Here is a 25,670-nt window from a genome sequence, read left to right as displayed (position 1 = left end):
AACATCCGTCTGTTCATTGCCACAAAAAAACGGTGCCGGACAATCAAGTCCGGCACCGTGTCTCTATTGGGGATGCGTCATTTCTTGCGCGGCACCTTCGGCACCGTGCTGCCCTTGCGGGGCGGCTCGGCCGCCTTGGCACTGACCGGTTCGTCAGCCTTGGTTGCCTTGGCTGCCTTCTTCGGCTTGGCGGGCGCGTCAGGCTCAGCGCCGACGCTTTCCAGTTCCTTCGGCTTGGCTGCCTTAGACGCCTTTTTTACGGGCGTCACCACCTCCGCCTTCGGCTTGATCCGCGCCGTCTCCGGCACGTAGTCGAGCAACAGGCCCTTGGCGCCATCCGGTTTGGTCCCGACGGTCACCTTGACGACGCCACCCTTCTTCAGCTTGCCGAAGAGGATTTCGTCCGCCAGCGGCTTCTTGATGTGTTCCTGGATGACACGTGCCAGCGGCCGCGCACCCATCTTTTCATCATAGCCCTTGTCGGACAGCCAAGCGATGGCTTCCGGCTGCAGGTCGAAGGTGACGTTGCGTTCGGCCAGCTGGGTTTCCAGCTGCATGACGAACTTCTGCACCACCTGGTGGATGACCGGCGTCGGCAGCGAAGCGAACGGAATGACCGCATCAAGACGGTTGCGGAATTCCGGCGTGAACAGCCGGTTCAGCGCCTCCACATCGTCACCTTCGCGCTTGGCAGAGCCAAAGCCGAAGGCAGCCTTTGCCATCTCCGACGCACCCGCATTGGTCGTCATGATCAGGATGACGTTGCGGAAGTCGATCTTCTTGCCGTTATGGTCGGTCAGTGAGCCGTGATCCATGACCTGCAACAGGATGTTGAACAGGTCCGGATGCGCCTTTTCGATTTCGTCGAGCAGCAGCACAGAATGCGGATGCTGATCGATGCCATCGGTCAACAGGCCGCCCTGATCGAAGCCGACATAGCCGGGAGGTGCCCCGAGCAGACGCGAGACGGTATGGCGCTCCATATATTCCGACATGTCGAAGCGGATCAGTTCGACGCCGAGCGACGCCGCCAGTTGCTTGGCAACTTCCGTCTTGCCGACACCGGTCGGGCCCGAAAAGACGTAGGAGCCGATCGGCTTGTTGGGTTCGCGCAAGCCGGCACGGGCTAGCTTGATCGCCGACGCAAGCGCCTCGATTGCCAGGTCCTGACCGTAGACGACAGAGCGCAATTCCTTTTCCAGATTGGCGAGAACGGCCTCGTCATCCTTGGAAACGGATTTCGGCGGAATGCGGGCCATCGTTGCGATCGTCGCTTCGATTTCCTTTTCGGTGATCAGCTTGCGCCGCTTGCTGACGGGCAGCAGCATCTGGGCCGCACCGGTCTCGTCGATCACGTCGATCGCCTTGTCCGGCAACTTGCGGTCGTTGATGTAGCGGGCAGACAGCTCGACAGCCGACTTGATCGCCTCGTTCGAGTATTTCAGCTTGTGATAGTTCTCGAAATAGGGTTTCAGGCCCTTCATGATCTCGATGGCATCGTCGATGGTCGGTTCGCTGACGTCGATCTTCTGGAACCGGCGCACGAGCGCACGGTCCTTTTCGAAGAACTGGCGGTACTCCTTGTAGGTGGTCGAACCGATGCAGCGGATCGCCCCCGAGGACAAAGCCGGCTTCAACAGGTTGGACGCATCCATGGCGCCGCCGGACGTCGCACCGGCACCGATGACGGTGTGGATCTCGTCGATGAACAGCACGGCACCCGGATACTCTTCGAGTTCCTTGACCACCTGCTTCAGACGCTCTTCGAAATCACCACGGTAACGCGTTCCAGCGAGCAGCGTGCCCATGTCGAGCGAGAAGATCGTCGCGTCCTGCAACGCTTCGGGAACCTTCTTCTCGACGATGCGCTTGGCCAGGCCTTCGGCGATCGCCGTCTTGCCGACGCCGGGGTCGCCCACGTAAAGCGGGTTGTTCTTGGAGCGGCGGCAGAGTATCTGGATCGTCCGGTTGACCTCGGCATGGCGGCCGATCAGCGGATCGATCTTGCCGACCTTGGCCTTCTCGTTGAGATTGACGCAATAGGCCGTCAGCGCATCCTGCTGCTTCTTCGGGCTGCTTTCGTCCTGCTCGCGCGATGCCTTCTGTTCGGATTCCGGCTCATCGGCGCCCCTCGGGGGGCGCGCCTCGGACGCGCCAGGACGCTTGCCGATACCGTGGGAGATGAAGTTGACAGCATCGTAGCGCGTCATCTCCTGTTCCTGCAGGAAATAGGCCGCATGGCTCTCGCGTTCGGCAAAGATCGCGACAAGCACGTTGGCGCCGGTCACTTCCTCGCGACCGGACGACTGGACATGGATGACTGCGCGCTGAATGACGCGCTGGAAACCTGCCGTCGGCTTGGAATCCTCATCGTAACCGGTGACCAGGTTGCCAAGTTCATTATCGACATAGTCGGAGACGGTCTTGCGCAGCGCGTCGAGATTGACGTTGCAAGCGCCCATGACAGCCGCCGCATCAGCATCGTCGATCAATGCCAACAGGAGGTGCTCCAGGGTCGCATATTCGTGATGGCGCTCATTGGCCAGCGTCAGAGCCTGGTGCAGGGCTTTTTCAAGGCTTGTTGAAAATGTTGGCACGTCAGTTCCTCATTTCTTTTCCATGACGCATTGCAGCGGATGCTGATGCTCGCGGGCAAAATCCATCACCTGCGTCACTTTGGTTTCGGCAACTTCGTAGGTGAAAACACCGCATTCACCCACGCCGTGATTGTGAACATGCAGCATGATCAGAGTTGCCGCTTCGCGATCCTTCTGGAAAAAACGCTCCAGAATATGGATCACGAATTCCATAGGCGTATAGTCGTCGTTCAGAAGCAGGACGCGATAAAGGCTCGGCTTCTTGGTCTTCGGCTGTGTCCGAGTGATAACGGACGTGCCACGGTTGGCGTTGCCCCCATCCCCGTCGCTGTCGTTTTGCATCCGGACCGGCATGGCGATCATTCTACTTCATTCCCTTGTCCAGCCGCAAATGCTTGGGAGAAATTTGCGACCTGTTCGTGACACTTAATCTAGTGGTTCTTTTTTAGATTTTAAGGCTGTTCGTCTGCACTGCAATCATATTTGCGTCGTGAGGCACAAGATTGACCAACTTTCTTCAAGCCGCCTATCGCCAATGTCGCGCATAGACAACAAAAAACCGGCTGCGGGATGCGCAGCCGGTTTTTCAGGGATGGACATGCGTGCTCGTGGCCTTAAGCGGCGACGGCGGCCTTCACAGCGGCCGTTGCCTTGGCAACCGGCGCTTCGTAAGGCTTGTAGGTGTCCTTGGCGAGATCGGCATACATTTCGCCGATCTTGGTGGCTTCGGCGACATAGCCTTCGTAAGCGGTCTTCACGTAGCTGGTCTGCAGCTCGAAAGCGGCTTCGACGCTCTTGACGGTGCTGATCTTCTCGATGTGAGCAACGCTGTCTTCAAAGGCCTTCTTGGAATAGTCGGCGGCTTCGGTGGCGATCGCCTGAAAAGCCTTCGTCAACGACGCATAGCTCTTCAACGTATCCATGTTCTCTTTGCTTTTCTTATTCGCATCTTCGAAATTGAACATCAGGCTGCTCCTTTTGTGACGCTCGCAATAGCAATATTTTATGTGCACTGCACAATAAAGTCAATGTATACGTGCAATGCAATAAAACCCTTTCATTGCAACAGCTTGATGAAAAATCGTGGAATCGGGCCGTTTTTCGCGAAAAAATAATTAAAAAGTATGATTTTAACAAAAAACCCGGCCTGAAGGTCAGGGCCGGGTCAAATTCAGTCACACAACCAGAAAGAGCGATCAGAGATCAATATCGAGGATCGCCATCGAAAAGCTGTAGGACAGCTCGCCATCTTCCTCGTCACGGAAGATCACGCCCAGAAACTCGTCGCCCAGATAAACCTCGGCGGATTCGTCCTTTTTCGGCCGCGCCTTGATGACCATTGCCTGGTTGAAAGTACGCTTGAAATAGGCTTCCAGCTTTTTGATTTCTTCGGGCTTCAAGTCTTTTCTCCATGACGGTTGATTTACGCCGCTTCTCGCACAGCGGCTCAATCGGTGTAAACCCCCTGGCTGGTCGCCAAGCGGCAAATCACCGGTTCAGATCTCGAAGGAAACCAGCAGCTGATCCATTGAGCGGGACGGTTCCGAGCAGCCGGCCTCGCCGACAACACGGGCCGGAACCCCGGCGACGGTGGTCTTGGAGGGAACCTCCTTGAGCACGACGGAGCCTGCGGCCACCCTGGAGCAATTTCCGATGTGGATATTGCCGAGAATTTTTGCGCCGGCGCCGATTAACACGCCGTTGCCGATCTTCGGGTGACGGTCGCTACCCTCCTTGCCGGTGCCGCCGAGCGTCACGCCATGCAGAATGGAAACGTTGTCGCCGATAACAGCGGTTTCGCCAACGACAAGGCCGGTCGCATGATCAAGGAAGATGCCCTTGCCGATACGCGCCGCCGGGTTGATGTCCGTTTGGAAAACGGAGGAAGAACGGCTCTGAAGATAGAGTGCGAAATCGCGGCGTCCGCGATTCATCAGCCAGTGCGCCAGGCGGTGGGTCTGGATGGCGTGGAACCCCTTGAAATAAAGGATTGCCTCGAGAAAACGCGTGCAGGCCGGATCACGGTCGTAAACGGCCTGGATGTCGACCCGCAGGATGCTGCCCCACTCCGGCCAGTCCTCGAGCATTTCGGAAAAGGTCTGGCGCAGGAGATTGGCTTGAAGATCCGGATGATCGAGCCGCTCGCAGATCCGGTAGATGACGCTGTCTTCAAGGGAGCGCTGATTGATGATGGTGGAATAGAGGAAAGCCGCAAGCAAGGGATCCTGCTGGGCAGCGATCCGCGCTTCCTCCTGCAGACTATCCCAGATCGGATCCATGATCTTCACGGTTTCGGTCGGGCGTATGTCAGTCCTGGCGACCATCGCCACTCTCCTTCGTAGTCCGTCTGTCCATCAGATATAGGCCAAATAGCACTGGATATAAATGGCCGTCCGGAAATAGACGCTCAAAACGCTTATCAGGCGTTACGCTTGCCCGACCTTGGCCCAAAACTCAAGCGCGGCCTTCTTGAAGACCCTGTCGCCAACGGCAAGCATGTGATCGCGGCCGGGAACATCCAGCGCCACGGCATGCGGAATAAGGGCGGCCAGTTCATGCGGGGAACCGGCAATATCATCCTTGGTCCCGACGGCGATCAAGACCGGCACATCGATGCGGCCCATATCGTCGACAGACAGCAGGTCGCGCGAGGTCGAGATACAGGCGGCCAGCGCCTTGCGGTCGCTTTTCGTCTGGTCGGCAAAGGCGCGAAACATCCGTCCCCTCTCATGGGTGACCACATCGAGAGATGGCGCGTTCAGCGCATCGGCGATCGGATCCCAATCACCGACGCCGGTCACCATGCCTATACCCAGTCCACCGAGCACGAGAGACCGCACCCGGTTCGGGTGCGCCAACGTCAGGAACGCCGAAATGCGGGCCCCCATCGAGTAGCCCATCACATGCGCCTCGGCGATACCGAGGTGATCGAGCAATGCCACGGCATCACCGGCCATCGCCGGCGGGTGATAGACTTTCGGATCATGCGGCTTGTCACTGGCGCCATGGCCGCGATTGTCGAGCGCAATCACCCGGTATCCGGCATCGCCCAGCGTCTTCAGCCAACCCGGATAGACCCAGTTCACATTGGCGCTGGAGGCGAACCCATGGATCAGCAAGATCGGATCACCGGACGGATCGCCCTCGTCGAAATAGGCGATCGACAGGCCATCATGGGTGAAGGTCGAAAAGGCGGGCGGGTTCAGATCCATGGCATGCGTCCTGTTTTGAGCGAACCTATGACAGCGGCAGCGCCGGGAAAACCCCGGCACGCCAAAAAACCCACAGGCGCGGCATCTTTGCCGCTACACTTTTGACGCAAAGCTTTCTATGGTGCGGCCAAATTCGACTATTCTTCTACACGACGGAGCATGACATGGCCGGGCACGGTATTCCCCACTTTCAAAACGATGGCGGCCACGCGGTCATCGAGGTCGGCGTCAAGGAATTCATGTGCACGGGTGCCTCGGTGCCCTTCGATCATCCGCACATCTATATTGACATGGGCGACGACAACGAAAAAGTCTGTTCCTACTGCTCGACGCTGTACCGGTACAACGCCAAGCTCCATGCGGATCAGACGGTCCCGGACGGCTGCACGTTCAATGCAAAGGCGGCCTGAGCGGCAAACGCTCCGGACATGAACAGGCACCAGCCCGTTGCGATCGCCGGCGCCGGCATAGCCGGCCTGACGGCGGCCCTCAGTTTTGCCCGCAAGGGTATCCAAACTGAGATTTTCGAGCGGACGACCGTGCTCAGCGAGACCGGCGCCGGATTGCAGCTATCCCCAAATGCAACACGTATCCTGACGAAGCTCGGACTTCTCCCGCAACTGGAAAACGTATGGAGCGAACCGCAGGCGATCACTCTCGTCAGCGGAGTATCGCTGAAAACGATCGCATCCGTCCCATCCGGCGAATTCGCGCGCAATCGTTGGAAATCACCTTATGGTGTTCTCCACAGAGCGGACCTCCAGAAGACGCTGCTTGATGCCGTCAGCGCCAATCCGCTGTGCCGCCTTCATCTCAGCACGGAGATCGATGATACCGCGCAACACGGTATTGCAGGGATGATGGGCAGCGAACCGCGCCTCGTGGTTGGAGCCGATGGCGTCTGGTCAAAACTCAGAAAGCGGATCGAAGGTGCTGGAAAGGCGGCTTTTTCCGGCAATATCGCCTGGCGCTTCACGCTCGGTGAGGCTGAGGCTCCGGCGTTCTTCGAGACAACCAAAGTCACCGCCTTTCTTGGCAGCGGCTCGCACTTTGTCGTCTACCCCCTGCAGCGCGCGCGCAGTTTCAACGTGGTGGCTGTTACGAGCGGCGCCGATCCCGGAAAACCATGGGACAACACCCTGCCCAAGCAGGAAAACCGGCAGCGACTGTTCGAAGCCTTTTCCGGATGGCACCCTCAGATTGTCGAGATGCTGCGGCACGTGATTGAGCCGACGATCTGGCCACTCTACGAAGTGATTGACGGCGCCTGGAATCAGGGCGACGATATCGTTCTGATCGGCGACGCCGCCCATGCGATGATGCCGTTTGCCGCCCAGGGGGCCGCGATGGCGATCGAGGATGCGTTCGAGCTTGCATCCTTCGTGGCCGGTGGAAAGCCGCTTACCGCCTTTGCCGATCACCGCAAAAGCCGGGTCGCGCGCGTCCGCTCCCGCGGTGCCCTCAATCGTTTTGCCTATCACGCCCGCGGCCCGGTGCGGCTCGGACGTGATCTGGTCCTATCGCTGCGGCGGCCGGAAAGCCTGGCCGCCGATTTCGACTGGCTCTATGGATACGAGCCGAACGACTGACGATCAGACGGCCTTTGCCGCCGCTAAACCAGCCTCGATATCCTTGCGCAGGTCGACAACATCCTCAAGCCCGATCTGCAGCCGGATGACCGGACCTTCGCTCGGTGCCTTGCAGATCTTGCGGTCGGAAAGACCGACATGGATGGCCAGGCTTTCAAAACCACCCCAGGACCAGCCGAGGCCGAAAATCGACAGCCCATCGAGGAAGGCATGCGCCTTGGGCTTGAACTGCTCCGGGCTACCGGCTTTGAGGACAAACGAGAAGATGCCGCTCGATCCGGTAAAATCCCGCTTCCACAAGGCATGGCCGGGAAAGCTCGGCAAGGCCGGATGTAGGACACGGGCAACATCGTCACGTTCTTCCAGCCACCGGGCGATGTTGAGCGTGCTTTCCTGATGGCGCTCAAGACGAATGCCCATCGTTCGAAGGCCACGCAAAATCTGGTAGCTGTCATCGGGTGCCCCACAGAGGCCAAGAGCACCATGCGCGTCCAGCAGTTGCTCCCAATGGGCCGCATTGGCAGAGACGGTGCCCATCAGAATATCGGAATGACCGGACGGATATTTGGTCGCCGCGTGAATCGATATGTCGACGCCGTGATCCAGTGGTTTGAAATAGAGTGGCGTTGCCCAGGTATTGTCCATCGTCACCACGCAGCCCTGGCGATGCGCGACGGCGGAAATCGCGCGGATATCCTGCATCTCAAACGTGTTGGAGCCCGGTGCTTCTGTGTGAACGAGCTTGGTGTTCGGCTTGATCAGGCTTTCGATGCCGGCGCCGACCATCGGGTCGTAGTACTCGACAGTGACGCCAAGCCTTTTCAACATCGTGTCACAGAAATGCCGGGTCGGAAAATAGACCGAATCGACGATCAGCGCATGATCGCCGGCCGACAGGAAGGCCAGGAACGGCACTGTGACGGCGGCCAGCCCCGACGGCACGAGGACCGTGCCTGTCGAACCTTCCAGCGCATCGATCGCTTCGCACAAAGCATCGGTGGTGGGCGTTCCGCGCGTCCCGTAAGTGTATTTCTGTGACTTTGTTTCCATGGCTTTTGCATTTGGAAACAATACCGTAGATGCATGCACCACAGGCGGATTGACGAAACCATGGAAGTCGGAGGGCGAGTTGCCGATATGCGACAGCCGGGTGTTCACGCCGGCGCCGGCGAGGAAATCATTCTTTTCAGTCATGGGGTAACGTCCGCTTGTGAAATTGCATGTCCGAACACTTTTCCGCCCACGGAACCGGGGGGTCAAGGGACTTCCTCTGCGGCACTCCGGCACAAGGGTGGAAAACTCAGGTTCTGGCGAATTTTTGAACAAAAAAGTGCACCAAAGCGTCCAAAACTGCCTAAACATGCGGCGCAATCAACGATTTTGGTAGCCCAGCCCGGAAAATCGGCAACGTGTCTTGACCCTGCGCTGTTTTGAGCATGAGATAGACGGTACTCGCGCCAGGAGGGTGGCGGGGGCCGTAGCTGCATCCAAGTGCAGCTGTGCGGGACAAGAACAAAGACAACAGAAAAAGGTTCTAAAAATGGCAAAAAGAATTCTGACAGCGCTCATCGGCGCTGCCGTCATGGGGATTGGCGCTCAGGCTGCATCGGCAACGACGCTCAGCGACGTAAAGGCGAAGGGTTTCCTTCAATGCGGCGTCAACACCGGCCTGACAGGCTTTGCCTCCCCGGACGCATCTGGTAACTGGAGCGGCTTCGACGTCGATTATTGCAAGGCAATTGCCGCGGCCATCTTCGGCGACGCGACCAAGGTCAAATACACCCCGACATCTGCCAAGGACCGTTTCCCGGCTCTGCAGTCCGGCGAAGTGGACGTGTTGGCCCGCAACACCACCTGGACGATCAACCGCGATACAGCACTCGGCTTCAACTTCCGTGCCGTCAACTATTATGACGGCCAGGGTTTCATGGTGCGCAAGTCGCTGAACGTGAAGTCGGCGCTTGAACTGTCCGGCGCTGCCGTTTGCGTCCAGACCGGCACGACGACCGAGCTGAACCTCGCCGACTATTTCAAGGCCAACAACCTGCAGTACAACCCGGTCGTCTTCGAAAAGCTCGAAGAAGTGAACGCTGCCTATGACGCCGGGCGTTGCGACGTCTACACGACCGACCAGTCGGGCCTTTACTCGCTGCGTCTGACGCTGGCTGCGCCGGACGATCACATCATCCTGCCGGAAATCATTTCCAAGGAGCCGCTTGGACCGGCCGTCCGCCAGGGCGACGACCAGTGGTTTGACATTGTCAGCTGGGTTCACTACGCGCTTGTCGGTGCGGAAGACTTCGGCATCACTTCGGCCAATGTCGAGGAAATGAAGAAGTCGACAAACCCGGACATCCAGCGCTTCCTCGGCGTTGAGGCGGACACCAAGATCGGTACCGACCTGGGCCTCGAAAACGATTGGGCTGTGAAGATCATCAAGGCCGTCGGTAACTACGGCGAAGTGTTCGACCGCAACATCGGTACGGGCAGCCCCCTGAAGATCGAACGCGGCCTGAACGCGCTGTGGAGCAAGGGCGGCATCCAGTACGCACCGCCGGTGCGCTAAGACCATACGACAATTGGGAAAGCGGCTCCGGCCGCTTTCCTTCCCAAAAATAAGAATCGCTCGAAACAGGGTGATCAGGGGATTAAGAGGCTCTGAATGACAATTGACGCCACGACTCCGCGCGGCAAGGATAAGCCGACCGGCTCAATTTTAAACGATCCCAAGGTTCGCGGCTTTATTTACCAAGCCGTAACGCTGCTGTTGCTGATTGCTTTCATCTACTGGGTCGCGATGAATACAAGTGAAAACCTGAAGCGTGCCAACATTGCTTCCGGTTACAGCTTTCTCAACGGACGTGCCGGCTTCGATGTCGGCCAGTCGCTGATCGCGTATTCCAGCGATTCGACCTATGGCCGCGCGCTTGTCGTCGGTTTCCTCAACACCATCCTGGTTGCCGTTGCAGGCATTATCACGGCGACGATCATCGGCTTTCTGGTCGGCATTGGCCGGCTGTCGAAGAACTGGCTGATCGCCAAGCTGTCGATGGTTTATGTCGAGATTTTCCGCAACATACCGCCGCTGCTGGTGATTTTCTTCTGGTATTCCGGCGTTCTTGCGGTTCTGCCGCAGCCCAAGGAATCGCTGGCACTGCCGCTGGATATGTACATCAATAATCGTGGCCTCGCCTTCCCACGGCCGGTCTTCGATAGCGGCTCGCAGTTCATCCTTCTTGCCTTTGTCATTGCGGTGATCGGCAGCATTCTCTTTTACCGGTATGCGAACAGGAAGCAGATGGAGACAGGCCAACGCCTGCCCGTGCTTTGGACGGTTCTTGGCCTGCTGATCGGCCTGCCTCTGCTCACCTATTTCGTGACAGGCATGCCGATTTCCTTCGATATTCCGGTTGCCGGCAAGTTCAACCTGACCGGCGGATCCGTCATCGGCCCGGAATTCCTGTCGCTGTTTCTGGCGCTGTCTTTCTATACGGCATCCTTCATCGCCGAAATCGTCCGCGCGGGTATTCGCGGCGTCAGCCACGGCCAATCGGAGGCAGCCCACGCGCTCGGCATCCGGCCCGGCCTCACCACCCGCCTCGTCGTCGTGCCGCAGGCCATGCGGATCATCATCCCGCCTTTGACCAGCCAGTATCTCAACCTGACGAAAAACTCGTCACTCGCCATCGCCATTGGCTATTCGGACCTAGTATCGACCGGCGGTACCATCCTCAACCAGACCGGCCAAGCCATCGAAATCGTCAGTATCTGGATTGTCGTCTATCTGACACTCAGCCTGTCGACATCGCTGGTCATGAACTGGTTCAACGCCAAGATGGCACTGGTGGAGAGATAAGATCATGAACACACATCAGACCAACTTCGTCCGCACCAGCATGATCGAGCAATCGACACCACCGGTGCTGGAGAAAGGCTATATCGCCTGGATCCGGAAAAACCTTCTAGCCACGCCGCTGGACGCTGTGCTGACGATCATCGCGCTGCTGGTTCTCGCCTGGTTCCTGCCGCCGGCGATCAAATGGCTGTTCATCGACGCTTCGTGGACAGGCGGCGGACGTGGCGTTTGCGCAACGGCCGCTCAAGGTGGCTCGCAGCCGGAAGGCTGGAGTGGCGCCTGCTGGGCCTTTGTCGGCGCAAAATTCGACGTGTTCATGTTCGGACGTTATCCGATCGATGAACGCTGGCGGCCGATGCTGGTCGGCGCCCTGTTCATAGCACTTCTGGTCCCCATCCTGATCCCGAGGATTCCGTACAAGGGCCTCAACGCCATCCTGCTTTTTGGCGTGCTACCCGTCCTGTCGTTCTTCATCCTGATCGGGGGCGTTCTGGGCCTTCCCTATGTGGAAACTCCGCTCTGGGGCGGCCTGATGGTCACGCTGATCCTGTCTTTCGTCGGTATCGCCGTGTCGCTGCCGCTTGGCATCGTTTTAGCGCTCGGCCGACGATCGACGATGCCGGTCATCCGCCTGCTCTGCACCACCTTCATCGAGATCGTCCGGGGTATTCCGCTGATCACGGTGCTGTTCATGGCCAGCGTCATGCTGCCGCTGTTCCTGCCGCAGGGCATGACGGTCGACAAATTTCTGAGGGCGGTGATCGGGGTTTCACTCTTTGCCTCCGCCTATATGGCCGAAGTGGTGCGCGGCGGCCTGCAGGCTATTCCAAAGGGACAGGCGGAAGGCGCCGATTCTCTGGGCTTGAGCTACTGGCAGAAGATGCGGCTGATCATCCTGCCGCAGGCGCTGAAGCTGGTCATTCCCGGCATCGTCAACACCTTCATCGGCCTGTTCAAGGACACGTCGCTGGTGTCGATCATCGGCATGTTCGATCTGCTCGGCATCGTCCGCCAGAACTTTTCGGATGCCAACTGGGCATCGCCGGTGACGCCGCTGTCCGGTCTTGTGTTTGCCGGATTCACTTTCTGGCTTTTCTGCTTCGGCATGTCGCGCTATTCAGGGTTCATGGAACGAAAGCTCGACAAGGGCCACAAACGATAACGAGTGAGGGGAAATACAATGGCAGCTGAAGCCAAACCGCTGAAAATCGAAGTGTCGTCCACCGACGTCGCTGTCGAAATTGTCGGCATGAACAAGTGGTACGGAGACTTCCACGTTCTGCGCGATATCAATCTCAAGGTCATGCGCGGCGAGCGCATCGTCGTTGCCGGCCCGTCAGGGTCCGGCAAGTCGACGATGATCCGTTGCATCAACCGGCTGGAAGAACACCAGAAGGGCAAGATCGCCGTTGACGGCATCGAACTGACCAACGACCTGAAGAAGATCGACGAAGTGCGCCGCGAAGTCGGTATGGTGTTCCAGCACTTCAACCTCTTCCCGCATCTGACCATCCTGGAGAACTGCACGCTCGCACCGATCTGGGTTCGCAAGATGCCGAAGAAGCAGGCCGAGGAAGTGGCCATGCACTTCCTCAAGCGCGTCAAGATCCCAGAACAGGCCCACAAATATCCGGGACAGCTCTCCGGCGGTCAGCAGCAGCGCGTGGCAATCGCCCGTTCGCTGTGCATGAACCCGCGCGTCATGCTGTTCGATGAGCCGACATCGGCGCTCGACCCGGAAATGATCAAGGAAGTGCTCGACACCATGGTCGGCCTTGCCGAAGAAGGCATGACGATGATCTGCGTCACCCATGAAATGGGCTTTGCCCGCCAGGTCGCCAACCGCGTCATCTTCATGGACCAGGGCCAGATCGTCGAACAGAACGAGCCGGCTGCGTTCTTCGACAATCCGCAGCACGAGCGCACAAAGCTGTTCCTCAGCCAGATCCTGCACTGAGACAGAGCGTTCTCCGAATCAGAAAGGCCTGCGGCGTTCGTCGCGGGCCTTTCTGCTTTCCAAGCCCGCTCGCGCGGCGATTATTCGACAGTATATTTCAGCGTTCCCAGCGACCAATGTACGCCGCGGTTTTCTCTATCGCCGGTCCAGGTCTTTTGAAGTCGGGCGACGATCTCGCTCAGAGACTGCCGGGCGTCGAGTTGGGCAGTCAGGCCCTGCGCCGACGGTGCAACATCCTTCAAATCCACGGCATCGCTAACAACGATGGCGACGAGCATATTCTCGCCACTGCCGTCAGCCTCGAAATCGAAGCCGTAATAGTCGTCCGGTATGGTCAATGTCGAACCGGCCGACAGCGGCGTGATTTTCTGCGCCATATCGTTCGGGAAAATCTGCGTCGCCATGCCTTTACCGTTCACGTCCAGGAGGACGAGATTTCCGTCATATTGGCTGGTGACCGAAATCTTGAACACCTGGTCTTTCTTCAGCTTCGGGCCGGTGTCGAGTCTAACCGTAACCTCGCCGGTATCCGCCTTGCCGACGATATCTCCAATCGCCGTGACGGGATCGGCATCGACATAAGCCGGGGCAACACCAGCCTCGACCTTGACCTCCTGGTAAACCGGCTCCGGCTTGTCTTTAGGTTGATCCGCCGCCGTCTGTTCTGCCTTGTCTGGCTCCGGCTTGGCGACACTGTTGCCCAGCGCCTCCGGCACGCTTTCCAGCTGCGGATCGAGATTGTCGCAGCCTTCCAGCGTCGAACAATATTCTTTCGATTTCCGGGTCACATATTCGAAAAGCTCGGCATTGCTGATGAGACCGTTGCCATTCGCATCGGATTCAAGCGGTGTGTAGCCGGCTATGTAAGCGGACGTGAAAACGCCGTGCCGCTCCTCGATCGGCAGGCGAACATCGTCCCACGCCACCTGGTACGCTGCAGCAGCACTCCAGACGGTCAATCCCCCAGCCGTCAATTGCGCTGGCTTGTCGACCACACCAAGGTCGATGCGAAGGCCTCGTGTTGCCGGTTTTGTGCCAGCGCGAGCAAAAGGGCGCGGCAAATAGCGCGCACCTTGCAAGCCTGACACGGCCTGTGGCGACAATGATCGGGAAATCGTACCGGAATGGCAGGCATCGATCACCAGTGTCACCGCCCTGCCCTTCAACTTCTCCAGCACCGCCTCAAGATCGTCATCGAGGATGACGTTCGTCCAGTCGTCTTCGCCGGCCTTGATATCGTAGGTCGAAATGGCCTCGTCCATGCCGTCCTCCTCATCGCCACTGACATCCTTGACCTGCAGGCCATGCCCGGAGAAATAGAGATAGACCCGGTCCCCCGGCGCGGTTCCGGCAACCAGCCATTCGTCCATCGAGGATAGCATCGCCTGCCGGGTGGCATTTTCATCCGTCAGAACCCGGATTGCCTCCGGCTTGAAATGCAGCGTCCCCGTCAGAAGCGACTGGATCGCCTTCACATCGTTTTTCGGGCCATGCAGAAACATGTCTTCCGGCAGGTTCTCGTAGGTGCCGATACCGATCACCAGAGCCCGGTCTTCAGCCCTTGCCGCGCCCAGCGATGCCAGGCAACAGAGCGAGGCGATGGCAGTGGTTCGCAAAGCGGTCATCACAATTTTTCCCGGGTATAGAGCGGCTGGATCGCCACGCTCGTATCGGTGCCGTCAATGCGGGTGGACAGAAGCTGCAACACGGCCGCCGCATCGACGCTTTTGCTCGCAAGTGCCGCACCAATCGCATCAATGGGTTCATTGGTGGAAATGACGATCAGATGGTCGGCGCCGAAGGGTTCCACGACCTGCAGATTGCTGAGCTTGAACGCGACACTCGCCGTACCCTCCGACTGGACGTCCAGCAGTTGCACTTGCCCGGTATTGGCAAGGTTGAACACAACCATGTTCCTGTAGCCCGACGCCGGGGCATCGAAAGAAATCTTATCGCCAGCGGCATAGATATCCTTCTGTGGCGTCAAGGATACGGCACCCGGATTCTGGCTTGCCATCACTTTCAGAAAATCGAGCAGAATGAACTTGTTGACGACCGCTTGGATCATGCCCGTATCGATATGCTCGCCCGCAACGTCACCATTCGGCGTGTAGAAAATGCCGCTGGCGGCATCCCAGCGATAAGGCACACCCGTTCCACCGGTATTGTCCGGCACGACATCGGAACCCATGACAGACAGTGCCAGCTTGCCATCCCAGCCAGTTTCGCGAACGGATTGATAGGTCTTTTTCGCGCCCGGTTCGGCGGCAACCACTGCACTCCGGGCCAGCGGCATGACCACTTCATCCTCGGATCGCGGCAGTTGCGGCGTAAAATTCGGGACCTGCAACGCCTCCGACTGGTTCTTCACATTGGCAAAGACATAATCCTCCAGCTCCATACGGGAAAGGCGGCCGTCACTGTCGCGATCTGCCGATCCCTCCACGGCACGGGCAAAACTCCAACTCAAGGCACCGCGCGGCTCGCCGTCGATGATGACTTCAGGCGACGGCTGGCTCTCCAGCGAGGCCGCAAGCACCGTCACATTCCGGAACTGTGCCTCTTTCACCTCGGCGCCGGACACCGCTTCTTCCGATGGCGGCGGCAGCTTGACCGTGACGGCCTGGGCAAGACGTGTCTTGCCGGAAAAGGACCGGCTCATGCCGCCGGAATGGCAACTGTCGGAGACGAACAGAACCTGTACACCCTTGGCCTCGGCTTCGGAAAACCAGGCGTTCAGCTCGTTATCGACAATGATCTCGTGTTCTGTTTCCTCAGCACGGCTGCGGTCGAAACCCGGCAATTGCAGGAACTCGTCAAGCCCGTCTGCCTCATCACCGGCGACAAGTTCCGGCATCTGCGCGCCGTGCCCGGCATAGGTGAAAATGAACGTATCGCCCTTGACCGCACTGCCGACGAATCCGGTCCAGGCGGCGCGGATATCGTCCTTGCGGGCGGCAGCGTCAAAGAACGTCGCTATCTGATCGACGCCCGCCCGCTGCAAGGCGCCTTGCACGTCCTTGGCGTCCTTGATCGCGCCATCCAGGCTGACCTCGTAGGGATAGGCATCGACGCCGACGACCAGAGCAAAGGTCCTGGCGGATGCGGCACCGAGCGGCGCTGCGGAAATCAGAAGAACAAGAGCCAGGCGGCGCAGCATCATTCAGTTCTCCACATCGACGTCGACGCGCCGGTTCATCTGGTTCAGTGTCTCCTCGTCATAGGCGCTGGCATCATCTGCCTTGAACGGCTCGTCCTCACCCTTGCCAACCGCGGTCCATTGGCCTGCATACCCCTCGGCAACCAGATACTCAGCCAGTGCGTCGGCGCGCTCCAGAGAAAGCATCCGATTGGCCTCTGCAGTCCCGACCGGATCCGTATGGCCGATCAGGGTAATCGTCTTGGGTTTGACCGATTTCAGGCATTCGGACAGGTCCTTGGCCGAATCCAACCCCTCCGGGGTGAACTCGGCGGTACCGAAGACGTAGCGTACCGGCGTCGATTTTTTCTTCAATGACACGCCGCGATAGCTGATCTTGCAGGCGCCGCGCACGGTGAGCTTCACCGGCTTGGGTGCGGCAAGCCGCATCTCGGTCGCCATATGATCGAGGCGAACGATATAGGCTTCGTCCGGCGCCATCCACTGAGGCGTCATCACCTCGTTGGCGGCATCCTCCAGCGCCAGTTGATAGTACCGCGCCGCTGCCTCATAATTCCGGCGGTCACGGTTGATATCACCGAGCGCGTCAAAAACCTGCCAGGGTGCCGAATTGCTGGTGCGGATCGTCTCAAGCTCCTGCTCGAAATCCGCCAGATTGGCACCCTGCCCGACGGCGCCGACAATCCGGTTGAAGGATGAAAGTGCCGCGACGCGATCGATCATCGCCTTGTCGTCCGCCGTGCAACCGGGCTTCGGCATGGCGGCAATCTGTTTTGCCAGCGCCTCGTTTCCGGCATTGGTGGCCTCAGCGACCTGCGCCAGTGCATCGCACGCAGCCGAAGCCGTCCCCGCAAGGAAAAATGCCAGCAGCGATGCCCCGACCAAAACCTTCAATGCCATCACGCAGCCTTCCCATGCCATTCCAAAATAATGCTTACACAGGCCGGACGACACTTGGCCGCCGGCGTCTTCCCTACTGCTTGATCTCGAATGTCACCACCTGCAGGCCGCTGGCACCCTTATCGTCCTCGGCCTTCTTGGCCAGGTTGATCGCCAGTCCACGCGTCGGCGGCAAATGCGATTGCGCCACCAGCTGGCGCGCCCGCTCGACCGAGAGCTTCTGGTCGCCGAGCCCGCCTTCGCGGCAATAGGCGATCATCGTTTCGGCGGGTGCCGGCGTATCGAAGGTCAAATTACCGGTGCCGGGCTGCGGGATCTGCCGCTTTTCCCCCGCCTGTAGCGTCGTGTTGCCGATCATTTCGTCCGGGATGACCTCGACATTGCCGGTTTCCTCGACATAGAGGATCTGCAGCTCGCAGGCCTTGTTGGCACTCAGCTCGAAAGACAGTTGATCACCGACCTTCGCGGTCGTCGTCGCGACATGCAGCGCCAGTTCGAGCTTGTTGTAGTCGGCGGGCTGTTCCTGGCGGTAGGCAGGGGTTGCGGCTGCGACCGTCTCGGCCTTGACATAATCCTGCTGCGCCGTTTGACCCGCCACATCTTGGCTCTGGCTGGCCACCGCCACATGGACTGTGGTGGTATCGAGCGGCTTCAATTGCATCAGTGGATGCAGCAGCAGCGGAAACTGCTGTTCGACTTCGGCGCGTGGAATGGTTCCGCCGGCTTCCAGCGTCGTCACCCAATCGATACCAAGACGCAAGGTATCGACGTCTTCCACCCGCTTGATGGCGGAAGACAGCTCGGCCGGCGTCATGTCGAATTCCGCTGCCAGCGCATCGAAATCGAGTTCGTCCTCATACTTGTCGCCAAAATAAGTGACGAGTTCGGCATTGCCCGGCGCCTGCATGCTTTGGGCGCTGCCGTCCGGCGTCGGCTCGGTCACGCCGAGCTTGACCAGCGCCTCGACGAACCGCTGCCGGTCCTTGTTATAGGCGGCGTCAAGCTCTTCCTGCGGCACATACATGTCGAGCAAAATGGCCTGCTGATCCTTGTTGAACAACGTCGATGTCTGGATGTGCTCACGCAATTGGTCCCTTTTCGACAGGATGCCGTTGGCATGGCAGTCGAAGCACGAGCGGGCGTTGATGATCTCGACGCCCTTGCCGATCGGCCGCTTGCGGAAGGACACGATCGTCGTCGGGCCGACATCCAGCTGCTTGCCTGCCGCCGTCGACAGGTAATAGCCCTGCAGTCCGTTCGGCAGCGAGAAGATCATTTCACCGCCATCATGCTCAAAGGCGGTCAGCCCGCCATCCAGCGGCTCCAGCTCCTTCGGTCCATGCGGGAAGCGCTTCAGCACCTGGCGGCCGACATCGCCGCCGAAATCATAGGATTTCCAGTAGTAACCGCCGAACGGCATCTCATGACGCTCAAGCATGCGGTTATGATCGGAAACACCGGACGAACCGTCGGCAAAGCCCGCACGCAGCACCTGGCGGCGGCGGATATTGTCATCGACGTTGATCTGGAACCGCTGTTCCAGTTCGCGGATATGCGTCGGCAGCTTCATCAGCTGGTTGTAGATCTTCGGCTTGGCCGCATTGGCCATGAACCAGTCGATGCGCATGATCGGCAGAACGGTGTCGGTTTCCTTGGTCAGTGCCAGAAGCGACGCATCGCTGCCGGGATCGACACCGTAGAAATATTGCGAGATCAGGAAATTATAGTCATCCGCCGACCATTGCAGATCGCGGAGATCGACCCGGACCATCAGTCCGTTAGTTCCTTCCACCTCCTGCGGCAACACAAGTTTTGGACCATAGGACAGCGAGTTCAACAGCTTCTTGAAGCCGCCGGCCAGCACGTCCATGCGCTTCATGAAGGTCTTGTCCTCCTCGCAGCCCATCATGCCATTGTACTGGTTGCGGTAGGAGAAATAGCGCATGTATTGCCGGTCGAGATCGTTGACCTTGGAAATATCCTTCAGCCCGGCCTCGATGAAATCGCGATAGGACAGCATGGGTCGTGTGCGCTCAGGCTTGCTGGCCGCGGTCTGTGGCAGATCCGACTGCTTGAGCGAATTGATCCAGCCCTCAAGGCTCTTGACCTCTTCCGCAGTCGGGCGCTTGCCAAGCGGCATGCGGCCGCTGGTGACCGAGGTGAACAGACGGGATTTCGCCGCATCGCCCGGAACCACGAAGGCTGCATCGGCCGCGATGGTGTTCATGTCGCCGGCCGGATAGGACCCTTGCGAGCTTTCGCCCGGGCCATGGCAATTGCGGCAATATTTGCCGATGAAAGCGTCGGCCTGCGTCGCCAGACCCGCATTGTCACCCGCCAAAGCGGATGCAGGCGTGCTTTCCTTACAGACGGCCGTTGCCGATTGCGCCACCGGCTGCGGCGGCTTGACCTCGCGGTCGGACAGGAAGGCATAGATCGCCGTGCGGTCCTTCTCGGTCAGCGCCGACAATCCGTGGGCGATCTCGCGCATGACCGGATCTATCAGCGGCGCTCCCGACAGCTTCTTACCTTCGTCGATCAGGCCGACGGTAAACACGTCAGGCGAAGCAAGGCCTGCCATCCGCGCCTTGGAAATATCCGGGGCCACCGCGCCGGTCAGGCCTTTTTCGCCGGTATAGGCGTTGTCCATGTCGAGACCGTAAGTCGTGGTGCGCGGCGTGTGGCAGTCGCCGCAACCACCGACGTTTTCGACGAGATAGCGTCCGCGCTCCATCTGGGTTTCTTCGCGCGACTGATATTCCGGCACGTTGAAATGACTGCGCTTCCACAGCGTGATCGTTGTCTGGCGGCTATAGGGGAAAGCGATCTCGTGTTCCTGCGACACGGCATCCGACGCAATCAGCGTGTCGATATAAGCCTTGATGTCGAGCACATCCTCCGGCTTCATACCGCCATAGGCGGTGTAGGGCATGACCGGATAGAGGTTGTTGCCCTCGTGGTCGATCCCCTGCATCACCGCGTTGAGGAACTGGGCATTGGTCCAGCCGCCGATACCATTGGCATGGGGCGAGATATTCGGCGCATAGAACTTGCCGATCGCCGTATCCATCTCAAGTCCGCCGGACAAGACCTCGGTATTCCTGGCCGATCCGTGGCAGGCGCCGCAGCCCGACGCGTTGAACAGATATTTGCCGTTGTCGGTATTCGCTTTATAGGTCGCATAGGCATCGTCAGCAAAGGCATCACGGGCCGATGCCGCGCCCGGACATTGGGCCAACGCCAGCACGGTAGCCGCTACCGCCAGAATAGAGCGCGGCAGGCGTAGCCCACGGATCATTTTCCCGGACAGTTGATCGAACATGCGCATGGCTTGTTCTCCTTGCTTTTCAAACGACAAATAAGCGATCCGTTATCGGAACTCGAACTGCTCGAACTCGACCCGTTTGGGTTTCTTGCCGAGGTCCTTAAGTCCCTCTTCAATGGCTTTTCGGAGTAATGGTGGCCCACAGAACCAGAGGTCTGCCCCCGCCGGGTCGACAACGCTCGATGCCGCGAGCTTTGCAGCGTCGAGCCGACCGTCGGTTTTGGAATCATGCAAAGTGAAACTGAAATTCGATAGCTTTTCCGCTTGCGTTTCGAACGTATCGAGGCCGATGGCCTCGCTTCGATCGCGCACGCAATAGACCATGTGAATATCCTGGCCTTCATCCCCCTTCAGGCGCCCCGCCATCGCCAGAAACGGCGTAACACCAATGCCGCCGGCCAGCCATATCTGTTTCTTGCCGCCGCGGCGATGGTTGAAATGACCATAGCCACCCTCCAGCTTGAGGCGGTCGCCGACTGCGATGCCTTCGCGCAGGGCCTTGGTATAATCCCCCAGCGGTTTGATGGCAAAGCGGACGACGCCATCATCATCCATGCCCGCAATCGTGAAGGGATGCGGCTCACGCAGGCCGGGCTTGTTGACCCGGAAAAACCCGAACTGGCCAGGCTTTGCGCTCAGGGGACGCCGTGTCGGCCGGGCCGAAATGATCGTCGCCCCCTCGTGGCGCGTCACATCGAAGACCTCGTAGGTCCGGGTGCGCAGCCAGGGAAAAAGCTGGGTGTAGATATAGCTCAGCGTGCCGATCATCGCGAAGATGTTGAGATAGGTCGCCAGCATCGCGGTGCCGTCATAAGGCCGCTTGATGAACGTCTGGTGGAAGGCGACCATGATGAACAGCAGACCGATGAAACGGTGTGTCAGGCGCCAGAAATGGTAGGGTATCTCGACCTTCGTCTTCGGGATGATCTTGACGATGCTGAGCACCAGCAGCACCACGAGGGCATAGAAAGCGTATTCCCCCGCCTGCGCCGCCAGCTTGTTCAGCCCGCCGGTCAGCGACAGCCCCTTGAAATCCGGCGTGATGAAATAGTGCACGAGAATCAGTACCAGTACGGTGATGCCGACGCGGCGGTGCGTCTGGTAAATCCGGTCAAGACCACCGAAAAGGCGCTCCACGAACGGCGGACGGGTTGCCATGAAAAGCGCCAGCGCCATGCCGGTAAAGGCCATGGAGGACGCCATCAGCGAAAACGTGGTGCCCGCATTGGTGTGACTGACCGCGGGGATGGCCAGCAGCCCCGCAAATCCTATCAATGACCAGACAAAAACAGCACCCGCACTCACACACTACCCCCCACAATTCCGCAGCAGCGGAGCCCCAAGGCAAGACTGGCAAGCCCCTTAAGCTTCGTCAACTGCTATTGTAGAACATACGATTTTGCGGTGATCTTTATTCGCGCGAACCCAAGCTTTTGTGTTTGCGGGTACATTCGATTTTACTCACAGATGGGACAACGCAACAACGTGGAGCCACCCAGTCCGCCTCCCGCAATCGTTGCGCATCGCACCTGCCGGCGCACGGCTTGAGCCGAAACGAAAAAGGCGACCCGAAGGCCGCCTCTGATTATCCGGATCAGCGAAAATGTCAGCCAACGAATGCGCGTTCGATGACGAACTCGCCCGGCTTATTGTTGGAGCCTTCATTCAAACCGGCCGCCTCGAGAATTTCCTTGGTTTCCTTCAGCATCTCGGTCGAGCCGCAGATCATGCCGCGATCGACGGCCGGATCAAAAGCCGGAAGGCCGAGATCGGAGAACATCTTGCCATCGCGCATCAGATTGGTGATGCGGCCCTTGAACGGATAGTCCTCGCGGGTCACCGTCGCATAGTGGCGCAGCTTGTCGCCGACCAGTTCGGCCAGGAATTCGTGATTGCGGATTTCCTCGATCAGGTCAAAGCCGTATTTCAACTCGGCGACATCGCGGGTCGTGTGGGTGAGGATGACCTCTTCGAACTTCTCGAAGGTTTCCGGATCGCGGATCAGGCTTGCAAACGGTGCGATGCCGGTCCCAGTCGAGAACATGTAAAGGCGCTTGCCGAGCGTCAGGGCGTCGAGCACCAGCGTGCCTGTCGGCTTCTTGCGCATCAGCACCTGATCGCCTGGCTTGATACCCTGCAGATGCGACGTCAGCGGGCCGTCCGGCACCTTGATCGAGAAGAATTCAAGCTCCTCGTCCCAGGCCGGGCTGGCGATCGAATAGGCGCGATAGATCGGCTTGCCGTCGACCATCAGGCCGATCATGGCGAATTCGCCCGAACGGAAACGAAACTCGGTCGGGCGCGTCATGCGGAAGCTGAACAGCCGGTCCGTATAATGCGTGACCTTGGTCACCGTTTCAGCGAACACGCCCGCAGGCACGGTTACGGCAAATTCTTCGATCTTGGCAGGAGCATTCATTTCGGCGTCAGGTCCTGTAATGATGAGCAATGCTTTCAGGTATCAGCGGATATTCCAAAAGGCGCTGGTTTGGAAGCAATTCCGTTCCAATTATAGCGCCTTTTGCGGATTGATGCGTGCTTCAGTGTGTCGCGGCCTCAGGAAACCCGCCGCCAGCTGTAGGATTTCGCATCCGCCGACGGTTTAGCAGTCGGCTGGTAGTGATTGTCGATGCCCGGCAGCCGTCCTTCGGACAGCCGCTTCAGAGCCGTCTCGTTGCTGACGGCGAAACTGTCGATGCCACAGCGCAGCATCAGCGGCACCTGGTCGATCAGCACGTCACCGACAGCGCGGATTTCCTTGCCGTAATGAAGACGAACGCGCAGCAGCGACGCATGGCTGAACGCCCGGCCGTCGTTGAAAGCCGGAAAGGCCACCGCAATCAGCGACACCTGCTCCAGAAACGGCTGCAGCCGCGTCACGTCGTCGGCCGGATTGACCAAGACGCCAAGCCCGCTATCGCCGGACGATGCCTTCTCAACGAAGGCATCTATCCCGAGAATGGCTTTCTCGTTCGAGCCGGCCTTGGTTTCTTCCGTCTCGACAACCCAGGGATCGTCGGTCACGAAGCCGGTTTCTTTCCAGATCTGTGTCATATGCTTGTCCTTGAACCTCAGGCCGCTTCCTGGGCATTGCCGCCGTAAAGCGCGTCCTTGAAGGGCTGCGGCCCGACCCGGCGATAGGCGTCGAGGAAGATTTCCGACGCGTCCTTGCGCAGACCGAGATAGGTGTTGACGATCTTCTCGATGGCGTCCGTGACCTTCTCTGGCTCGAAACCGCGACCGATGATCTCGCCGATCGAGGTGTTCTCGTCGCCGGAGCCGCCCAGCGTGATCTGGTAGAGTTCGGCGCCCTTCTTTTCCACGCCCAGAAGGCCGATATGCCCGACATGGTGATGGCCGCAGGCATTGATGCAGCCGGAAATCTTGATCTTCAGCTCGCCGATCTCGGCCTGCCGGACCGGGTTACCGAAGCGGGTGGAGATTTCCTGCGAAAGCGGGATCGAGCGCGCATTGGCGAGCGCGCAATAGTCCAAGCCGGGACAGGCAATGATATCGGTGATCAGACCGGCATTGGCAGTCGCCAAACCAATCGAAACGAGACCGCGATAGAGCGCTTCCAGATCGGCCAGAGCCACATGCGGCAGGATGATATTCTGCTCATGGCTGATGCGGATCTCGTCGAAGGCGTATTCTTGCGCCAGATCGGCAATCGCATCCATCTGGCTGTCGCTGGCGTCGCCTGGAATGCCGCCGATCGGCTTCAGCGACACCGTCACCATGCCGTAGTCCGGATGCTTGTGCGGCTGGACGTTCTGCTGCACCCAGCGGGCAAAGTCCGGATCGGCCTTCTTCCACCCGGCCAGATTGGCCCAGCCTTCGGGACGATCGGTCAACGGCGGCAGTTCGAAATAGGTGGTGATGGCCTGGATATCGGCTTCCGGCAGTTTCAGCTCGGTGTTCTTCAGCTGCAGGAATTCCTGCTCGACCTGACCGGCAAGCTGCTCGACACCGGTTTCGTGCACGAGAATCTTGATGCGCGCCTTGTACTTGTTGTCGCGGCGGCCATGCAGGTTATACACGCGCATGATCGCGGTCGTGTAGGACAACAGGTCCTCTTCCGGCAGGAAGTCGCGGATCTTCTTGGCGATCATGGGCGTGCGGCCCTGCCCGCCGCCGACATAGACGCCAAAGCCGATCTCGCCCTTGTCGTTTTTCTTCAGATGAAGCCCGATGTCATGCACCTGAATGGCGGCGCGGTCGCGCGCGGCGCCGGTGACGGCGATCTTGAACTTGCGTGGCAGGAAGGAGAATTCCGGGTGAACGGACGACCACTGGCGCAGGATTTCGGCGTAAGGGCGCGGATCGGCAACTTCGTCGGCAGCGGCACCGGCAAAATGGTCTGCGGTGACGTTGCGAATACAGTTGCCCGACGTCTGGATGGCGTGCATCTCGACCGACGCAAGATCGGCCAGGATATCCGGCGTATCCGACAGTTTCGGCCAGTTGTACTGGATGTTCTGGCGTGTGGTGAAATGGCCATAGCCGCGATCATATTTGCGGGCGATATGGGCAAGCATGCGCATCTGGTTGCTGTTCAGCGTGCCATAGGGAATGGCAACGCGCAGCATATAGGCGTGAAGCTGCAGATAGACGCCATTCATCAGCCGCAGCGGCTTGAAGGCATCCTCGGCAAGCTCGCCAGAGAGACGGCGCGTGACCTGATCGCGAAACTGCGCGACACGGTCGGCAACAAAGGCATGGTCGAATTCGTCGTAACGGTACATCGGTCTTCTTTTCCTTAAGCCGCGTGCACGGGACCGGTCAGGCCCTTGTATCCCGGCGCATAATCGATCGTCGGGCCTTCGGCGCGAACGCGCTCGCGCAGACGCAATGGCCGCAGTACGCCGCCCACTTCTTCAATATCAATGACATTCACGTCAACCACCTTGTTGTCGGCAAAGGCGGCCTTGCCGGTCGCTTCCAGAGCTGTAACCGCCTCGGCATGGCGAGCGATAAACGCGTCCTGCAGCGATTCCACCCAGTTGCCCGACGCATCGAGCCAGACGGAGATGCCGTCGGACAGGCGGTTTGCGGTCAATACCTTGTCGGCCAT

Annotated in this window: 22 protein-coding genes; 6 read left to right on the top strand and 16 right to left on the bottom strand. The window is 59.0% G+C overall.

Features of this window, described 5'->3' with window-relative positions:
* Positions 1 to 77 precede the first annotated feature (77 nt).
* From clpA to ACP7E0_RS16705, 6 genes are all read right to left on the bottom strand, one after another.
* Positions 78 to 2,597 (bottom strand): ATP-dependent Clp protease ATP-binding subunit ClpA, encoded by a 2,520-nt coding sequence (gene clpA, locus ACP7E0_RS16730; RefSeq protein ID WP_426126174.1) that lies wholly within the window; start codon positions 2,595 to 2,597, stop codon positions 78 to 80.
* Positions 2,598 to 2,606: 9 nt separating this feature from the next.
* A complete protein-coding gene (gene clpS, locus ACP7E0_RS16725; protein WP_113315701.1) occupies positions 2,607 to 2,960 on the bottom strand; it encodes an ATP-dependent Clp protease adapter ClpS in 354 nt (117 codons plus the stop codon).
* Between the two features lie 251 nt (positions 2,961 to 3,211).
* Positions 3,212 to 3,562, bottom strand: coding sequence for a phasin family protein (locus tag ACP7E0_RS16720; RefSeq protein ID WP_426126173.1), 351 nt, complete (start codon positions 3,560 to 3,562; stop codon positions 3,212 to 3,214).
* A gap of 231 nt (positions 3,563 to 3,793) precedes the next feature.
* Positions 3,794 to 3,997, bottom strand: coding sequence for a DUF3126 family protein (locus ACP7E0_RS16715; RefSeq protein ID WP_113315699.1), 204 nt, complete (start codon positions 3,995 to 3,997; stop codon positions 3,794 to 3,796).
* 96 nt (positions 3,998 to 4,093) lie between these two features.
* Positions 4,094 to 4,921 (bottom strand): serine O-acetyltransferase, encoded by an 828-nt coding sequence (cysE, locus tag ACP7E0_RS16710; RefSeq protein ID WP_426126172.1) that lies wholly within the window; start codon positions 4,919 to 4,921, stop codon positions 4,094 to 4,096.
* 102 nt (positions 4,922 to 5,023) lie between these two features.
* On the bottom strand, positions 5,024 to 5,809 hold the full coding sequence (locus ACP7E0_RS16705) for an alpha/beta fold hydrolase (RefSeq protein ID WP_426126171.1): 786 nt from the start codon (positions 5,807 to 5,809) through the stop codon (positions 5,024 to 5,026).
* A 164-nt stretch (positions 5,810 to 5,973) separates the two neighbouring features.
* Here ACP7E0_RS16705 and ACP7E0_RS16700 point away from each other — a divergent pair, with 164 nt between their 5' ends.
* Complete coding sequence (locus tag ACP7E0_RS16700; RefSeq protein ID WP_037100916.1) at positions 5,974 to 6,219, top strand: zinc-finger domain-containing protein; 246 nt, start codon at positions 5,974 to 5,976, stop codon at positions 6,217 to 6,219.
* Positions 6,220 to 6,237: 18 nt separating this feature from the next.
* Positions 6,238 to 7,398, top strand: coding sequence for an FAD-dependent monooxygenase (locus ACP7E0_RS16695; protein WP_426126170.1), 1,161 nt, complete (start codon positions 6,238 to 6,240; stop codon positions 7,396 to 7,398).
* 3 nt (positions 7,399 to 7,401) lie between these two features.
* On the opposite strand, the gene ACP7E0_RS16690 is transcribed toward ACP7E0_RS16695, so the two are convergent.
* Positions 7,402 to 8,592 carry a cystathionine beta-lyase gene (locus tag ACP7E0_RS16690; RefSeq protein ID WP_426126169.1) on the bottom strand — a complete coding sequence of 397 codons (1,191 nt, stop codon included), beginning with the start codon at positions 8,590 to 8,592 and terminating at the stop codon, positions 7,402 to 7,404.
* 346 nt (positions 8,593 to 8,938) lie between these two features.
* Between ACP7E0_RS16690 and ACP7E0_RS16685 the strand changes: the two genes are divergently transcribed.
* The 4 genes from ACP7E0_RS16685 to ACP7E0_RS16670 all read left to right on the top strand — a co-directional run bounded on the left by ACP7E0_RS16685 (position 8,939) and on the right by ACP7E0_RS16670 (position 13,211).
* Positions 8,939 to 9,964 carry an amino acid ABC transporter substrate-binding protein gene (locus ACP7E0_RS16685; RefSeq protein WP_113315694.1) on the top strand — a complete coding sequence of 342 codons (1,026 nt, stop codon included), beginning with the start codon at positions 8,939 to 8,941 and terminating at the stop codon, positions 9,962 to 9,964.
* 96 nt (positions 9,965 to 10,060) lie between these two features.
* Entirely contained in the window at positions 10,061 to 11,254 is a 1,194-nt protein-coding gene (locus ACP7E0_RS16680) for an amino acid ABC transporter permease (RefSeq protein ID WP_426126168.1), read from the top strand.
* A 4-nt stretch (positions 11,255 to 11,258) separates the two neighbouring features.
* Positions 11,259 to 12,416: an amino acid ABC transporter permease gene (locus ACP7E0_RS16675; RefSeq protein WP_426126167.1), complete on the top strand. Its 1,158-nt coding sequence runs from the start codon at positions 11,259 to 11,261 to the stop codon at positions 12,414 to 12,416.
* 18 nt (positions 12,417 to 12,434) lie between these two features.
* Complete coding sequence (locus tag ACP7E0_RS16670; protein ID WP_113243548.1) at positions 12,435 to 13,211, top strand: amino acid ABC transporter ATP-binding protein; 777 nt, start codon at positions 12,435 to 12,437, stop codon at positions 13,209 to 13,211.
* 80 nt (positions 13,212 to 13,291) lie between these two features.
* Here the strand turns inward: ACP7E0_RS16670 and ACP7E0_RS16665 are convergent, their stop codons facing one another.
* The 9 genes from ACP7E0_RS16665 to ACP7E0_RS16625 all read right to left on the bottom strand — a co-directional run bounded on the left by ACP7E0_RS16665 (position 13,292) and on the right by ACP7E0_RS16625 (position 25,670).
* On the bottom strand, positions 13,292 to 14,836 hold the full coding sequence (locus ACP7E0_RS16665; protein WP_426126166.1) for a caspase family protein: 1,545 nt from the start codon (positions 14,834 to 14,836) through the stop codon (positions 13,292 to 13,294).
* A complete protein-coding gene (locus ACP7E0_RS16660) occupies positions 14,836 to 16,374 on the bottom strand; it encodes a caspase family protein (RefSeq protein ID WP_426126165.1) in 1,539 nt (512 codons plus the stop codon). The genes ACP7E0_RS16665 and ACP7E0_RS16660 overlap by 1 nt, the downstream gene beginning before the upstream one ends.
* A complete protein-coding gene (locus ACP7E0_RS16655; protein WP_426126164.1) occupies positions 16,375 to 17,271 on the bottom strand; it encodes an OmpA family protein in 897 nt (298 codons plus the stop codon).
* Between the two features lie 73 nt (positions 17,272 to 17,344).
* Positions 17,345 to 20,599 (bottom strand): c-type cytochrome, encoded by a 3,255-nt coding sequence (locus ACP7E0_RS16650; protein WP_426126163.1) that lies wholly within the window; start codon positions 20,597 to 20,599, stop codon positions 17,345 to 17,347.
* Positions 20,600 to 20,641: 42 nt separating this feature from the next.
* Positions 20,642 to 21,901: a ferredoxin reductase family protein gene (locus ACP7E0_RS16645; RefSeq protein WP_426126162.1), complete on the bottom strand. Its 1,260-nt coding sequence runs from the start codon at positions 21,899 to 21,901 to the stop codon at positions 20,642 to 20,644.
* Positions 21,902 to 22,202: 301 nt separating this feature from the next.
* Entirely contained in the window at positions 22,203 to 23,015 is an 813-nt protein-coding gene (locus ACP7E0_RS16640; RefSeq protein WP_426126161.1) for a ferredoxin--NADP reductase, read from the bottom strand.
* A 137-nt stretch (positions 23,016 to 23,152) separates the two neighbouring features.
* The gene (locus tag ACP7E0_RS16635; RefSeq protein WP_426126160.1) at positions 23,153 to 23,650 is read right to left on the bottom strand and encodes a DUF934 domain-containing protein; all 498 of its coding nucleotides are present in this window, start codon (positions 23,648 to 23,650) and stop codon (positions 23,153 to 23,155) included.
* A 17-nt stretch (positions 23,651 to 23,667) separates the two neighbouring features.
* A complete protein-coding gene (locus ACP7E0_RS16630; protein WP_426126159.1) occupies positions 23,668 to 25,341 on the bottom strand; it encodes a nitrite/sulfite reductase in 1,674 nt (557 codons plus the stop codon).
* Positions 25,342 to 25,355: 14 nt separating this feature from the next.
* Positions 25,356 to 25,670, bottom strand: coding sequence for a DUF2849 domain-containing protein (locus ACP7E0_RS16625; protein ID WP_426126158.1), 315 nt, complete (start codon positions 25,668 to 25,670; stop codon positions 25,356 to 25,358).

Source organism: Pararhizobium sp. PWRC1-1, assembly GCF_049897905.1.
Taxonomy (GTDB): Bacteria; Pseudomonadota; Alphaproteobacteria; order Rhizobiales; family Rhizobiaceae; genus Pararhizobium.
This window is presented reverse-complemented; position numbering and strand designations above follow the sequence as displayed.

Excerpts from the sequence above, each read along its gene's own strand:
- ACP7E0_RS16680 (WP_426126168.1), top strand. The coding sequence starts at position 10,061 with ATGACAATTGACGCCACGACTCCGCGCGGCAAGGATAAGCCGACCGGC.
- ACP7E0_RS16705 (WP_426126171.1), bottom strand. The coding sequence starts at position 5,809 with ATGGATCTGAACCCGCCCGCCTTTTCGACCTTCACCCATGATGGCCTG.
- ACP7E0_RS16670 (WP_113243548.1), top strand. The coding sequence starts at position 12,435 with ATGGCAGCTGAAGCCAAACCGCTGAAAATCGAAGTGTCGTCCACCGAC.
- ACP7E0_RS16625 (WP_426126158.1), bottom strand. The coding sequence starts at position 25,670 with ATGGCCGACAAGGTATTGACCGCAAACCGCCTGTCCGACGGCATCTCC.
- ACP7E0_RS16640 (WP_426126161.1), bottom strand. The coding sequence starts at position 23,015 with ATGAATGCTCCTGCCAAGATCGAAGAATTTGCCGTAACCGTGCCTGCG.
- ACP7E0_RS16650 (WP_426126163.1), bottom strand. The coding sequence starts at position 20,599 with ATGCGCATGTTCGATCAACTGTCCGGGAAAATGATCCGTGGGCTACGC.
- ACP7E0_RS16685 (WP_113315694.1), top strand. The coding sequence starts at position 8,939 with ATGGCAAAAAGAATTCTGACAGCGCTCATCGGCGCTGCCGTCATGGGG.
- ACP7E0_RS16665 (WP_426126166.1), bottom strand. The coding sequence starts at position 14,836 with ATGACCGCTTTGCGAACCACTGCCATCGCCTCGCTCTGTTGCCTGGCA.
- ACP7E0_RS16655 (WP_426126164.1), bottom strand. The coding sequence starts at position 17,271 with ATGGCATTGAAGGTTTTGGTCGGGGCATCGCTGCTGGCATTTTTCCTT.
- cysE (WP_426126172.1), bottom strand. The coding sequence starts at position 4,921 with ATGGTCGCCAGGACTGACATACGCCCGACCGAAACCGTGAAGATCATG.
- ACP7E0_RS16720 (WP_426126173.1), bottom strand. The coding sequence starts at position 3,562 with ATGTTCAATTTCGAAGATGCGAATAAGAAAAGCAAAGAGAACATGGAT.
- ACP7E0_RS16690 (WP_426126169.1), bottom strand. The coding sequence starts at position 8,592 with ATGACTGAAAAGAATGATTTCCTCGCCGGCGCCGGCGTGAACACCCGG.
- ACP7E0_RS16630 (WP_426126159.1), bottom strand. The coding sequence starts at position 25,341 with ATGTACCGTTACGACGAATTCGACCATGCCTTTGTTGCCGACCGTGTC.
- ACP7E0_RS16695 (WP_426126170.1), top strand. The coding sequence starts at position 6,238 with ATGAACAGGCACCAGCCCGTTGCGATCGCCGGCGCCGGCATAGCCGGC.
- ACP7E0_RS16660 (WP_426126165.1), bottom strand. The coding sequence starts at position 16,374 with ATGATGCTGCGCCGCCTGGCTCTTGTTCTTCTGATTTCCGCAGCGCCG.
- ACP7E0_RS16700 (WP_037100916.1), top strand. The coding sequence starts at position 5,974 with ATGGCCGGGCACGGTATTCCCCACTTTCAAAACGATGGCGGCCACGCG.
- ACP7E0_RS16635 (WP_426126160.1), bottom strand. The coding sequence starts at position 23,650 with ATGACACAGATCTGGAAAGAAACCGGCTTCGTGACCGACGATCCCTGG.
- clpS (WP_113315701.1), bottom strand. The coding sequence starts at position 2,960 with ATGATCGCCATGCCGGTCCGGATGCAAAACGACAGCGACGGGGATGGG.
- ACP7E0_RS16675 (WP_426126167.1), top strand. The coding sequence starts at position 11,259 with ATGAACACACATCAGACCAACTTCGTCCGCACCAGCATGATCGAGCAA.